At 63.2% G+C, this 13,498-nt stretch carries 11 protein-coding genes; 6 read left to right on the forward strand and 5 right to left on the reverse strand.

Going from position 1 to position 13,498, the window contains the following annotated elements:
• From NKJ06_RS24805 to NKJ06_RS24815, 3 genes are all read right to left on the reverse strand, one after another.
• Positions 1–2,810: efflux RND transporter permease subunit (locus NKJ06_RS24805; protein ID WP_352810942.1), on the reverse strand; the 2,810-nt coding region annotated here is incomplete at its 3' end.
• Positions 2,807–3,880 (reverse strand): efflux RND transporter periplasmic adaptor subunit, encoded by a 1,074-nt coding sequence (locus NKJ06_RS24810; protein WP_352629788.1) that lies wholly within the window; start codon positions 3,878–3,880, stop codon positions 2,807–2,809. The genes NKJ06_RS24805 and NKJ06_RS24810, both read right to left, overlap by 4 nt.
• Positions 3,877–5,019 (reverse strand): efflux RND transporter periplasmic adaptor subunit, encoded by a 1,143-nt coding sequence (locus tag NKJ06_RS24815; protein ID WP_352629786.1) that lies wholly within the window; start codon positions 5,017–5,019, stop codon positions 3,877–3,879. Before NKJ06_RS24815 ends, NKJ06_RS24810 begins: the two co-directional genes overlap by 4 nt.
• A 234-nt stretch (positions 5,020–5,253) precedes the next feature.
• Here NKJ06_RS24815 and NKJ06_RS24820 point away from each other — a divergent pair, with 234 nt between their 5' ends.
• The gene (locus NKJ06_RS24820) at positions 5,254–6,531 is read left to right on the forward strand and encodes a 4-aminobutyrate--2-oxoglutarate transaminase (RefSeq protein ID WP_352629784.1); all 1,278 of its coding nucleotides are present in this window, start codon (positions 5,254–5,256) and stop codon (positions 6,529–6,531) included.
• 132 nt (positions 6,532–6,663) lie between these two features.
• On the opposite strand, the gene NKJ06_RS24825 is transcribed toward NKJ06_RS24820, so the two are convergent.
• Together NKJ06_RS24825 and NKJ06_RS24830 are read right to left on the reverse strand one after the other, a co-directional pair.
• On the reverse strand, positions 6,664–6,894 hold the full coding sequence (locus NKJ06_RS24825) for a ribbon-helix-helix domain-containing protein (protein WP_352629782.1): 231 nt from the start codon (positions 6,892–6,894) through the stop codon (positions 6,664–6,666).
• A 37-nt stretch (positions 6,895–6,931) separates the two neighbouring features.
• Positions 6,932–8,185, reverse strand: coding sequence for an NAD(P)/FAD-dependent oxidoreductase (locus tag NKJ06_RS24830; protein WP_352629779.1), 1,254 nt, complete (start codon positions 8,183–8,185; stop codon positions 6,932–6,934).
• A gap of 435 nt (positions 8,186–8,620) precedes the next feature.
• On the opposite strand from NKJ06_RS24830, the gene NKJ06_RS24835 reads away from it, so the two are divergent.
• The 5 genes from NKJ06_RS24835 to NKJ06_RS24855 all read left to right on the forward strand — a co-directional run bounded on the left by NKJ06_RS24835 (position 8,621) and on the right by NKJ06_RS24855 (position 13,477).
• Complete coding sequence (locus NKJ06_RS24835) at positions 8,621–9,910, forward strand: imelysin family protein (protein WP_352629777.1); 1,290 nt, start codon at positions 8,621–8,623, stop codon at positions 9,908–9,910.
• Positions 9,911–10,021: 111 nt separating this feature from the next.
• Entirely contained in the window at positions 10,022–10,333 is a 312-nt protein-coding gene (locus tag NKJ06_RS24840; RefSeq protein ID WP_352629776.1) for a (2Fe-2S)-binding protein, read from the forward strand.
• On the forward strand, positions 10,299–10,784 hold the full coding sequence (gene bfr / locus NKJ06_RS24845) for a bacterioferritin (RefSeq protein WP_352629774.1): 486 nt from the start codon (positions 10,299–10,301) through the stop codon (positions 10,782–10,784). The genes NKJ06_RS24840 and bfr overlap by 35 nt, the downstream gene beginning before the upstream one ends.
• A 12-nt stretch (positions 10,785–10,796) precedes the next feature.
• Positions 10,797–12,398: a di-heme oxidoreductase family protein gene (locus tag NKJ06_RS24850; protein WP_352629773.1), complete on the forward strand. Its 1,602-nt coding sequence runs from the start codon at positions 10,797–10,799 to the stop codon at positions 12,396–12,398.
• Complete coding sequence (locus NKJ06_RS24855) at positions 12,398–13,477, forward strand: imelysin family protein (protein ID WP_352629771.1); 1,080 nt, start codon at positions 12,398–12,400, stop codon at positions 13,475–13,477. Before NKJ06_RS24850 ends, NKJ06_RS24855 begins: the two co-directional genes overlap by 1 nt.
• Positions 13,478–13,498 lie beyond the last annotated feature (21 nt).

Consider the following 13,498-nt stretch of genomic DNA (forward strand, 5'->3'; position numbering starts at 1 on the left):
ACCAGATCCTCGATCTGCACCATCAGGATGACCGAGTTGCGGATCAGGATGCCGATCAGCGCCAGCACGCCGAGGATGGCGACGAAGCCGAGCGGAGCGCCGCTTGGCAACAGTGCAGCAACCACGCCGATCAACCCAAGCGGCGCGACGGCCACGACCAGGAACAGCCGCTGGAAGCTTTGCAGCTGGATCATCAGGATCGTCGCCATGATGAACAGCATCAGCGGCACCACCGCCGCGATCGGCCCCTGGCTATTGGCGCTTTCCTCGACCGAGCCGGCCGTGGCGACGGCGTAGCCGACCGGCAGCTTGCCAATGAAGGCATCGACCGAGGGTTTTAGCTCGTCGACCACCGTCGCCGGCAGCGCATCGCCCACGAGCCCGGCGCCCACGGTGATCGTCGGCACGCGGCTGCGTCGCCAGACTGTCGGCTGCTCCAACTCGTAGTGGAAGTTGGCGACGGCGGCGAGTGGGATGGATTCACCGGCACCGGTCGGCAATTGCATGTTACGCAGCGTCTCGATCGAGCCGCGTTCGGCATCGCGCGAGCGGACCACGACGTTGATGAGGTACGTGGCGTCGCGCACCTGGGTGATGGTGACGCCGCCGACGATGCTGTTCAGCGCATTGGAGATGTCCGACGAGGTGACGCCAAGCTGGCGCGCCTTGTCCTGCAGCACGTCCACTTTCAGCACCCGCGACGGTTCATTCCAGTCGAAGATCGGCGCGCCAAGCTTGGGATTGGCCGAGATAACGCCTGCCAGTTGTTGCGACAGCGTCCTCACCGTCTGGATGTCGGGGCCGCTGACGCGGTATTGCACCGGCCGGCCGACGGGCGGACCAAGTTCGAGCGTTTTGACGAAGGCGTCGGTGCCGACGAAGTCGTCGCGCAGCATTTTTTCGATTGCCGCCTTTACCCTGTCACGCGCCTCGACGTTCTTGGTGACGATGACGGTCTGGCCGAAATAGGGATTGGCCGGCTGCACGTCATAGGCAAGCACGAAGCGTACCGCGCCCTGACCGATATAGGAGCTCCAGTGGTCTATGTCGCGATTGCCGGCAAGGGCTGCCTTCTCGAAGCGCTCCATCTGGTCCCGCGTCTCGGCGATCGATGAATTCTGCGGCAGGTTCCAATCGACGATAAGTTCCGGCCGGTCGGAGGACGGGAAGAACTGCTGCTGGACAAAGCCCATGCCGACGACCGAGGCGGCGAACAACAGCACTGTCGCGATGATCGTCAGCCAGTGGCGGCGCACCGACCCGACCAGCACGCTGCGGAACAGCGAGGTGAAACGGCCGGGCTTGTCGTGTTGCTTCTGCTTCATCACCGCAGGCAGGATAGTGATGCCGAGCAGCGGCGCAAACAGCACCGCCACGATCCAGGACACCAGAAGCGACACGGCAATGACGACGAACAGCGTATAGGTGTATTCGCCGGCCGCGCTATTGTTGAGGCCGATTGGAATGAAGCCGGTGACCGTGACCAGCGTTCCGGTCAGCATCGGGAACGCGGTTGAGGTGTAGACATAGGTCGCCGCCTTGCGCAGATTGTCGCCGGCCTCCAGCCTCGCCACCATCATCTCGACGGCGATCATGGCGTCGTCGACCAGCAGGCCGAGCGCGATGATCAGCGCGCCCAGCGAAATGCGCTGCAGCGAGATGCCGAGATAGTCCATGAACAGGAAGGTGATGGCGAGCACCAGCGGGATCGACAGCGCCACGACGAAGCCGGCGCGCATGCCGAGGCTGATGAAGGAGACGGCAAGCACGATGGCGACCGCCTCGAACAGCGCGCGGGTAAAGCCCGAAACCGCCTCCTCGACAATGACAGGCTGGTCGGCGACCAGATGCACGCCGACGCCGACCGGCAGGTCGGCAACGATCTTGTCCATCTCGACCTTCAGCGCCTTGCCGAAGTCGAGCAGGTTGGCGTTGGGCTTCATGCCGATGGCGAGCCCGATCGCATCCTCGCCGTTGAAACGGAACAATGCCGTCGGCGGATCGGCATAGCCGCGGGTGATGGTGGCGACATCGCTCAGCCGGAAGAAGCGGTCGTTGACGCGCAAATTGATGGCGCGCAGGCTTTCCTCCGAAGTGAACTGGCCCGAGACGCGCACGCTGACGCGTTCGGGGCCGGTCTCAATAACGCCCGATGGTGCGATCGCGTTCTGCGCCTGCAGGCTAGCGACGATCGCCTGCTGGTTCAGGCCAAGGGCTGCGATCTGGCGGGTCGAAAACTCGAGATAGATCGCCTCGTCCTGGGCGCCGATCAGGTCGACCTTGCCGGCATTGGGCACAGCCAGGATCTGGGTGCGCGCCTGCTCGACATAGTCGCGCAGCTGGCGCGATGTCAGGCCGTCCGCCGTGAAGGCGTAGATATTGCCATAGACGTCGCCAAAACGGTCGTTGAAGAACGGACCTTGCACGCCCTCCGGAAACTGGGCGCCGATGTCGTTGATCATGTTGCGGATGCGTACCCAGGTCGGGGCCACGTCGCGTGCCTTGGTCGACGGCTTGAGATTGACGAAGACGACGGTCTTGCCGGCCGTGGTGACGGATTTGCTGTAGTCGAGGCTATCGAGTTCCTCCAGTTTCTTCTCGATGCGGTCGGTTACTTGCCGGACTGTCTCGTTGACCGAGGCGCCCGGCCAATTGGCCTGGATCAGCATGGTCTTGATGGTGAAGGCCGGGTCTTCCTCGCGGCCGAGATTGAGATAGGCCGAGACGCCGGCGACGACGAATACCAGCATGAAATACCAGACCAGCGAACGATGGCTGAGCGCCCAGTCGGAGAGGTTGAAGCCCTTCACTTGGCGGCTCCTTCCAGGATTTTGACCGCCTCGCCCGCTGTCAGGCTGTGCACGCCGGCGGTGACGATGCGCATGCCCGCATCAAGTCCGCCGGCAACAATAAAGCTGCCGGCACGTTTGGCTCCGACCTGGATATCGTACAAAGCGACCTTCGATTGCGCGTCGACGATCCAGACTTGCTGCTTGCCGTTCTTTTCGAGCAGAGCCGACAGCGGCAGCTCGATCGTCGGGTCGATCGCCGTCACCCGTGTCGCCGTCACGGTCGAGCCGAGCCGGAACGCGGTCGGCGCATTGAGCAGCGTCAGGCGCACGCGGCGTGTGCGGGTCGAACTATCGGCCTGCGGCGCGATCTCGCGCAGCTTGGCCTCGGTGCGGATCGCCGGCAGCGATTGCAGTATGACATCGAAGCCGGTTCCGTCAGCCAGGTCGCCAGTTAACTGGTCTGGAATGTCGACGACGGCTTCGCGCACATCCGAGCGAGCCACCGTCACCACCGTCTGGCCGGCCGACACGGTCTGCCCGACTTCGGCGCCGGTCGCGGTGACGACGCCGTCGAAGTCCGAAAACAGCCTGGCATAGCCGAGTTGTTCCTGCGATTTGGCCAGCGCCGCCTTGGCGCGCTCGACATTGGCCTGCGCGGCTTGCCGCGCCTGCTGGGCTGCCTCATAGGTGGCCTGCGAGGTGTTCCTGTCTGCCAGCAATGCGCGCTGGCGCTCCTCGCTGGCGTAAGCATTGGTGAATTCGGCCTGTGCGTTGGAGAGGCCAGCCTTGGCTGCCTGAACGGCCAATTCCAGCGCCGTCGGATCGAGCGTGGCGATCGTCGTACCCTTGGTGACGAGGTCGCCGACATCGACGTCGCGGGTGACGACACGGCCAAGCAGGCGGAAGGCCAGGTTGGCACTGAATTCCGGCTCGACGACGCCGGCGAAGCCAAGCGTCTGGCTGGTGCGCGGCTCGACCACCACCGAAAGCACCGGCCGTATGATCTCGGGCGCCTTTTCCGGCTCGGCCGAACAGGCGCCGACAACAACCAGCGCCGACAGGGCGATTATGCGCGCTTGCCGGTTCATTGCGTTGCCCCTCCGGCGATCTCGACCGTCTGGCCCGGGCTGAGCAACTGACCGCCGGCGGTGATGACGTGCTGGCCGGGCTCCAGCCCCTTGTCGACGACGATGACACCGGAACCATAAGCGAGAATATCGACCGGCGCGACGGTGACCTTCTTGGAAGCAAGGTCGATGAGCCAGACCGCAGGCTGACCGTTGCTGGAGGTCAGCGCCTGCCAGGGCAGGATCACGGCTTTCACCGGCTGAGCGCTGACCGTGCCGGTGACGGCGGCGCCAAGCGGCATGGCGGCAGGGGTCTCGGGAATGGCGACCTTGACCCGAACCGAGGCCGAGGCGGCGTCGACCACCGGAGAAATCTCTCGCACCTTGCCTGTCGCCTTCACTGACGGATCCGACACCAGCGTGATCGACACCGGTGGTGGTGCCATCGAGCTGCCGGCAACCAGCGTTTCGTGGACATTGAAGACCGCGTCGCGGTCGCCGTCCTCGGCGATGGTGAAGACTGTTTGTGCCCCTTGCACCACCTGGCCGGCCTCGACCGCGCGGGCGGTGACGACACCCGGCGCGCCGGCCCGCAACTCGGTGAAGGTGAAGCTCTCCCGCGCATTGTCCAACGCGCTCTGCGCCTGCTGGACGCTGCCTTGTGCAACGCTCTGCACCTGTGCTGCCTGATCATAGTCCCGGCGCGTGGTGAAACCCTGAGCAAGCAGCGTCTTTTGGCGCTCGAAGGCGGCGGATGCCTGCGTCAATTGCGCCTGTGCCGCGTCGAGATCGGCCTGCGCCGAGCGCAGGTCCGATTCCTGCTCCTGTGGATCGATGCGGGCCAAAAGCGTGCCCTTGTCGACATGCTGGCCGATTTCCACCAGCCGTTCGGCGACGCGGCCGCCGACCCGGAAGGCGAGGTTGTTCAGCGTGCGCGCGGCGATGACCCCGGTCAGCGACGTCGTCGGGGCGTAACTCGAGATCTCGACATCCGCGGTGCGCACCATGATCGGCAGCTTGTGTTCGGCCGCCTCGTGCTTCTGGCAACCGGTGAGAAACAGGCCGGCCATCGCGCAGGCGATAAGGATCGGGGCATTTCGAAACGGCAAAAGGTTGGAGGGCAACGGTTGCAAGGCGGACGATGTCGCGTTCCTTGTCATGGCTTCCCCTGCCTGCGTGGGACGTTCCCACTGCGGAGCCTCGCGGGCTGCTCGAAGATAATCGATCCCTTGGAAAAGGGAACCTCCCTCGTCCGCGTATCGGGCGACTGGTTAAGGTGGGATCACAGGCCCAATCGCCTGCCGCTGGTGCCGACTTGAGGAAAACGTGAAATAAGGTCAGAAGACCTGTCAGCGACATCAAACTAGAACGGGCGCCGGCCCGATGAGGACACCATGAAGAATTCAGCCATTTCCGAACGCAAGAACCAGTCGATCTCGCGCGGCGTCGGCATGACCACGCAGATCTATGCCGATCGGGCTGAGAATTCGGAGATCTGGGATGTCGAAGGCCGTCGCTACATCGACTTCTCGTCGGGCATTGCCGTCGTCAACACCGGTCACCGCCACCCGAAGGTGATCGAGGCGGTCAAGGCGCAGCTCGACCGCTTCACCCACACCTGCCACCAGGTCGTGCCCTATGAGAGCTATGTGCGGCTGGCCGAACGGCTGAACGGCATGCTGCCTGGCAAGTTCGAGAAGAAGACGATCTTCGTCACCACCGGCGCCGAGGCGGTCGAGAACGCCATCAAGATCGCTCGCAACGCCACCGGCCGCCAGGCGGTCATCGCCTTTGCCGGCGGCTTCCATGGCCGCACCTTCATGGGCATGGCGCTGACCGGCAAGGTCGTGCCCTACAAGGTCGGCTTCGGCGCCATGCCGGGCGACGTTTATCACGCGCCGTTCCCGGTGCCGCTGCATGGCGTATCGGTCGCCGATTCGTTGGCCGCACTCGACCGGTTGTTCAAGGCCGATGTCGACCCGGCCCGCGTCGCTGCCATCATCATCGAACCGGTTCAGGGCGAGGGTGGTTTCTACGACGCGCCACGCGAGTTTCTGACGGCGCTGCGCAAGCTTTGCGACCAGCACGGCATGCTTCTGATCGCCGACGAAGTGCAGACCGGCTTCGCTCGCACCGGCAAGATGTTCGCGATGGATCACCATGAGGTGGCCGCCGACATCACCACCATGGCCAAGAGCCTGGCCGGCGGTTTCCCGCTGGCCGCGGTCACCGGCCGCGCCGAAATCATGGATGCGCCCGGCCCCGGCGGGCTCGGCGGTACCTATGGCGGCAGCCCGATCGGTGTCGCCGCGGCGCACGCCGTGCTCGACGTGATCGATGACGAAAAGCTGTGCGACCGCGCCAACACGCTGGGTGCAAGGCTGAAGCAGCGGTTGCAGTCGATCCGCGACGACGTGCCCGAGATCGTCGACATAAGAGGCCTCGGCTTCATGAACGCGGTCGAGTTCAACGACGTCAAGAAGGGCCTGCCGTCAGCCGAGATCGCCAACGCGATCAGGCTGAAGGCGCTCGACAAGGGCCTGATCCTGCTGACCTGCGGCGTCTATGGCAACGTCATCCGCTTCCTGGCGCCGATCACCATCCAGGACAGCGTCATGAACGAAGCGCTCGACATTCTGGAAAGCTCGATCCGCGAAGTCTGCGCCGCCTGATCGGCGGCGCCCATTTCTCCTGACGGCCTACGCGAGCGGTAAACGTGCCGTCAGGAGCCCGGATTCTGTAACCAGGCTGGAATGTCCATCTTGGCGTGCAGGACCCGAAGATCAGATGTCGACAGCGCTTGATTATTGGCCCTGCGCTCGTTTTCGCAGCGTGGCAAAATAGTCATCATCAGTGGGAGCGCCCGGCGCCGATGATGCGCCCTCGAGGAGCAAACCGCACAGAAGTTGACGATCCTGATCGTGGCGGATCAATTCACGTACATACTCGCTGCTCGTGCCATGGCCGCGATCCGTCACTTGCTGATCGACAAAATGCTTTAAACTGTCGGGAAGTGAGATCTTGATGACGCTCATTCAGGCATTTTGTTGCGTATGGCAAAAATTGGCAACCCTACGCACTGGCCTTGGCTGGCTCCATGATCTGAAACGCGGCCAGTGCCGCCTTTAGCCCTTCGGAACCCATGGCCACCGTTTGCGGCGTCGGCGAGAAGCCGGCGCCGAGCATCTTGCGGCCAAGCATGTGGTCGCCGGGACGGTTCACCGATTCGATGCCGAGCAGCCGGTCGCCGGCATAGTGATAGATCGAGAATTTGTTGTCGGGCAGGTCGCCGAGCACGACATGGCTGTCGCCGCCGGCGGTCAGGCCGACCATCTGCAATTTCATGTCGCCGATGTCGGACCAGAACCACGGCACCGCTGAATAGGCATCGGCATGGCCGGTGATGGTACGTGCGGCAAGCCGTGCCTGGTCGGTGGCGTTCTGCACCGATTCCAGCCGTACGTCGCCGCCGGTGAACCAGTGCCGGTAGGAGGCGGCGTCGCCGATGGCCAGGATTTCAGGCGCCGAAGTGCGCATCTGGTGATCGACGCGGATGCCGTTGGCGATGCTGAGGCCGGCTTGCTGCGCCAGTTCGACGTTAGGCACGGCGCCTATGCCGACGATGACCATGCGCGCCGGCAGCCTTTCGCCGCTAGACGTGATCGCGGCTGCGACATGGCCGTTTTCGCCTTCGAGCCTTGCAATCGAGGTGCCGGTGAGGATGCGCACACCTGTCGCTTCCAGCCGTTGGCGGACGTGGCTCGCCACCACCGGCGCCACGGCGCGGCCAAGCAGCCGGTCGACCGCTTCGACCACGGTCACCGTGCGGCCGGCTGCCCGCAGCGTCGCCGCGATCTCCAGCCCGATGAAGCCGCCGCCGAGGATGACGACCTCGCCGCTCTGTGCGCTGAGTTCCCGGATCAGACGCGCATCGGCGAGCGAGCGCAGCGACAGCACGCCGGACAGGTCCGAACCGGGCAGCGGCAGGACGCGCGGCCGCGAGCCGGTCGCCAGGATCAGGTGATCGAAGGCAAGTGTGCCGCCGCCGGCAATATCAAGGCTGCGGCGCGTGGCGTCGATGCGATCGATCCTGACGCCCGGCCGGTAGTCGATGGCGTTGCCCGTGTAGAAGGCCTCGCCGCGCAAGGGTTGTGGTTTGGCTTCGGCATCCTTGATGAAGGTCTTCGACAGCGGCGGCTTGTGGTAGGGCAGCTCGTTCTCGTCGCCGACGAGGATCACCGGCCCGTCATAGCCGTCCTCACGCAAACTCGCGGCCGCTTGCACGCCCGCATGACCCGCGCCGACAATGACCACACCGTTCTTCATCGCATTCCAATCCCGCTTCTATCCTAGGATGTCTCGCCAAGTGGCAATTGTCTGGCGCCGCCGCAAGAGAGCTTTTGCGGGTCGCACTCGGGATGGCGGCTGTCAATCGTACAGTTCGGCGGCAAGACCGGTGCAGGGCCGATGCATAAAGTTGACAGTTGCAGTTTAGAATAATTCTAAACTATTGTTTCAATTGATTTTTCTTGCCGATCTCCATTGACATCCGACGATGTCGCAGCTTTATGGAGGCTCGCGCGTCAGCGCATCCCTTTAATGTCTGGGCCTTGAACCCTTTCGATTGGAGGCATTTTGGTGTCTTTCTTCCGCGAACCGCGCGATGGCGCGGCATCTCTTGCGCCCAATGGCTTGCAGATGGCCATGCGCCCGTTGCCGCGCGCGCCGTTTACAGAATTTCCGAGAAACTGGAGAGTGATTATGACAGCACGATATGGCGGCAGGTTTGCCGCGATTGGCGCGACGGCCCTGCTGACGGCGGCGGTGTTCGTGTTGCCGGCCAAGGCGGAGGCCGATGCTAAGGCGGTCATCAAGACCTATTCCGACATCGCTCTGGCCAAGTATGAGGATTCGCTGACCACCGCGCAGGCGCTCGACAAGGCAGTCGACGCGCTGCTCGCCAACCCCTCGGCGGAAACCCTCAATGCAGCGCGCGACGCCTGGAAGGCATCGCGCGTTCCCTACCAGCAGACCGAGGTCTACCGTTTCGGCAACAAGATCGTCGACGACTGGGAAGGCAAAGTGAATTCCTGGCCGCTGGACGAAGGCCTGATCGACTATGTCGCCAAGAGTTATGGCACCGAATCGGACGCGAACGCGCTCTATACGGCCAATGTGATCGCCAACAACGAGATCGAGATCAACGGCAAGAAGGTCGATGCTTCGAACCTGACGCCGGAATTCCTCTCCGGCACGCTGCAGGAAGCCGGCGGCGTCGAGGCCAACGTTGCCACCGGCTACCACGCCATCGAATTCCTGCTCTGGGGCCAGGACCTGCATGGCACCGGACCGGGTGCCGGCGAGCGCCCCTACACTGATTACGACCTCAAGAACTGCACCGGCGGCAATTGCGACCGACGCGCCCAGTATCTGAAGTCGGCCAGCGACCTTCTGGTCTCCGATCTTCAGGAGATGGTCGGCAACTGGAAGGAAGACGGCGCTGCCCGCAAAAGCCTCGTCGATGGCGAGCCGAACGCCGCCATCTCGACCATCTTCACCGGAATGGGCTCACTGTCCTACGGCGAACTGGCGGGCGAACGCATGAAGCTCGGCTTGTTGCTGCACGATCCGGAAGAGGAGCACGACTGCTTTTCCGACAACACCTACAACTCGCATCTCTACGACGCCATCGGCATTCGCGCTGCCTATCACGCCAGCTATACCAGCCTCGACGGCACCGTCGTTTCGGGTCCCTCGGTGGCCGATATGGTGAAGGCAGCCGATCCGGCGATCGACAAGGAATTGTCGGACAAGCTCGATGTCACGGTCGCCAAGATGGAAGCGATCAAGGCACGGGCACTGGCCGGCGAGGCCTATGACCAGCAGATCGCCGAAGGCAACACGGAAGGCAATGCGACCGTTCAGGCGGCAATCGACGCGCTGATCGACCAGACCAAGTCGATCGAACGCGCCGTTGGCTCCCTGAAGCTCAGCACCATCGCCTTCGAAGGGTCCGACAGTCTCGACGCACCCGACAAGGTGTTCAAGTAAAGTCGAAAGGCTGGAGCCTGATCCGAAGCCGGATAGTCGGCTGGGAATGGGCTCCGGTAGGAAATCAAGCCACACGGCGCGGGAGGCGCCGTCAGCCATCCGAGCAAATTAATGCTGATCTGCCATTGCAATATCATCACTGAGAAGGAGATCGAGCAGACGATCGTCGGGCTGCTGGATCAGGATCCCTGGCAGCTGATCGTGCCGGCGAAGGTCTATCATGCCATGCAAAAGCGCGGTCGCTGTTGCGGCTGCTTCCCAAATGTGGTGGAAACGATCATTCGGGTCACCGAAAATTACCACGCCCGCTCGGAGGCGAGCGGCGTGGATATCGTTTCACACCTGGATCGCGTCAGAAGCCTGCGCGTCCAATACGGGAGCAGAAATCATGAAAGGCGACCCGCAGGTCATCGAGCGGCTTAACGAGGCCCTTTTTCTGGAGCTAGGGGCCGTCAATCAGTACTGGGTGCATTTCCGTCTGCTGGAGGACTGGGGATACGCCAAGCTGGCAAAGAAGGAGCGGGCGGAATCGATCGAGGAGATGCACCATGCCGATAAGCTCGTGGCCCGCATCATCTTCCTTGAAGGCCATCCGAACCTGCAGTCCGTGGCGCCGCTGCGCATCGGACAGAACGTCAAGGAAGTGCTCGAATCCGACCTTGCCGGCGAATATGACGCGCGTACCGCCTACAAGCGTTCACGCGAGATCTGCAACGACGCCGGTGACTATGTGACGATGAAGCTGTTCGAGGAATTGCTCGCCGACGAAGAGGGTCACATCGACTTCCTCGAGACGCAGCTCGACCTGCTTGCCTCGATTGGCGAGGAAAAATACGGCCAGCTCAACGCCGCATCGGCGGACGAGGCGGAGTAAGGGCATGCGGGAATGCGGCGCCTTCTAGAATTCGTGCGCCGCTCGCGGCGGGCCCATGGCTCGCCGCTCCTTCGGAAGACGCCAGCCAGATTGGCGCGTCGGCGCTGTATCGTCCTCGTGGTGGCGCTCACCTCTTCGGCGATGGCCGGTGATCTTCAACCTGCCGGCCTCGCCACCACGCGCACCGACCTCAATCCAAACGATCAGGCGCGCGTCACCGCCATCACCAGGCCGACGTCGGATTTCTCCAGGCCGGAGCAATTCGAATTGATGCAAGGCGGCGCCGGCACGTCAAGAAAGGACGTCAGCCGCGATTCCTTCTCGCAATCCTCCGCCAACATCACCTTCGAGGAAGAGGGCGACTTCAAGCTCGGCAATGCCCTGTTTCGCAAGAACTGGGTCTCGTCGCCGTCCTCGACGCAGGCCTCGGACGGGCTCGGTCCGCTGTTCAACGAACGCGCCTGCCAGAACTGCCATCTGAAGGACGGTCGCGGCCGTCCCCCGCAAGGCGATGCCGGCACCACCTCGATGTTCCTGCGGCTGGCTCGCGATGCCGGTACAGCGGAAGAGAGAGCAGCGCTTGCCGATCACAAGGTGCTGAACTTCCCCGACCCGGTCTATGGTGCGCAATTGCAGGAACTGGCGGTGCCCGGCCTGCACGGCGAAGGCCGGATGCATGTCGACTATCAGGAGCGTAAGGTAGAACTGACGGACGACACCGTGATTTCCTTGCGCAAACCCAGCTATTCAGTCGCCGATCCTGCCTATGGACCACTCGATCCGCGCACCACGCTGTCGCCGCGCCTGACGCCGCCGATGATCGGTCTGGGTCTGATCGAACAGATCGCACCAGCTGACATTCTTGCCAACGCCGACCCGGACGACCGGGACGGAGATGGTATTTCTGGCCGGCCGAACATCGTGCGCGATGGCCCGAGCGGCGAACTGACGCTTGGTCGTTTCGGCTGGAAGGCGCAGACCGCGTCGATCCGCCAGCAGGCGGCGGATGCCTTTGGCGGCGATATCGGCATTTCGACACCGGAAGTGCCGAAACATTGGGGCGATTGCACCGCCGCACAGGAAAAATGCCTCACCATGCCGAACGGCGTGCAGCAGCGTCTCGGCCCGGTCGAGGCGCCGCCGCCAGTGATGGATCTCGTCACCTTCTATTCGCAGAACCTGGCCGTGCCGGCACGCCGCGACCTCGACCAACCAGATGTGCTCACCGGCAAGAAGGTCTTCTATGAGATCGGCTGCATTGCCTGCCACACGCCGAAATTCGTCACCCGTCGCGGCACGCCCAACAAGGCGCAGGCCTTCCAGTTGATCTGGCCCTATTCCGACTTCCTGCTGCACGACATGGGGCCCGATCTGGCCGACGGCCAGGCCGTGGGCGAAGCGGCGGGCAATGAATGGCGCACGCCGCCTTTGTGGGGCATCGGCCTGACCGAGACGGTCAACGGCAATTCCTTTTTCCTGCATGATGGGCGTGCCCGCAGCCTGACCGAGGCGATCCTGTGGCATGGCGGCGAAGCGCGGAAGGCACGCGACCGCTTTGCCGCCGCCGACGTCGCCGATCGCGATGCGCTGCTCAAATTCCTGGAGTCTCTGTGATGCTCAAGCGCTCTGCATTGTTTCTCGTTCTTCCACTGGCTCTACTGGGCGCCGTCCCTGCGTCTGCGGCGGTCAAAGCCTCCGAAATCATCCAGAGGGTGATCTACGGCTTTGTCCGCCCGGCCTATGCCGGCCTGCATGAGCATGCGGAAGCCCTGACGAAAGCGATGCACAAGCTCTGCGAAGCGCCCTCGCCAGGGGAACTCGATGCGGCGCGCGCCGAATTTTCCGCCACCATCTATGCCTGGTCGTCGGCCGAAATCATCGGTTTCGGGCCGATCAAAGAGAACAACCGGCTGGAACGCATGCTGTTCTGGCCGGATCGTAAGAGCATCGGCCTGAAGCAGGTGCAGGCAGCCTTGGCGGCCAAGGATCCGACCGCTACCGACCCGGCACAGCTGGCCGGCAAGAGTGTCGCCATGCAGGGGCTGGGCGCGCTGGAATTCGTGCTTTACGGCGACGGCGCCGATGCACTGACGGGCAGGGACGATCCTTATCGTTGTGCCTATGGCGCCGCGATTGCCGGCAACATCGAAACCATGGCCGGCGACGTCAACGATGCCTGGAACAAGCCCAACGGATTTGCTGCCCTTTGGGCCAATCCGGGGCCACAGAACCCGCTCTACCGCGACGGCAACGAAGCGGTGACCGAACTGGTCGGCGTCTTCATCAATGAACTGGAAATGGTTCGCGATGTGCGCCTGAAAGGGTTTTTCGGCGGCAAGCCGGATGCGGACAAGCCGAAACAGGCGATCTACTGGCGCTCGCGGAACACCGCCAATTCGCTGGCCGGCAATCTGTCCGGGATAGACACGCTGTTCCAGGCCTCGAAGCTTGGCGACGCGCTGCCGGTCGATGTGCGCTGGATGGCGGAATCGATCCACATCCAACTGGTCAATGGTGTCGCTACCGCGAAGTCCATCCAGGGCCCGATCGACAAGGCGCTTGCCGATCCGGCACTGCGTGACAAACTCGACCATTTCGCGCTCATCACCTCCAGCCTGTCGACCCTGATCGGCACCAGGCTGACCGCCGAATTTGGTCTGACTGCCGGCTTCTCGTCGTTGGATGGGGACTGAGCATGATTTCGGGATTGGCCA

This window comes from Mesorhizobium sp. M0293 (assembly GCF_040321735.1).
Classification (GTDB): domain Bacteria; phylum Pseudomonadota; class Alphaproteobacteria; order Rhizobiales; family Rhizobiaceae; genus Mesorhizobium.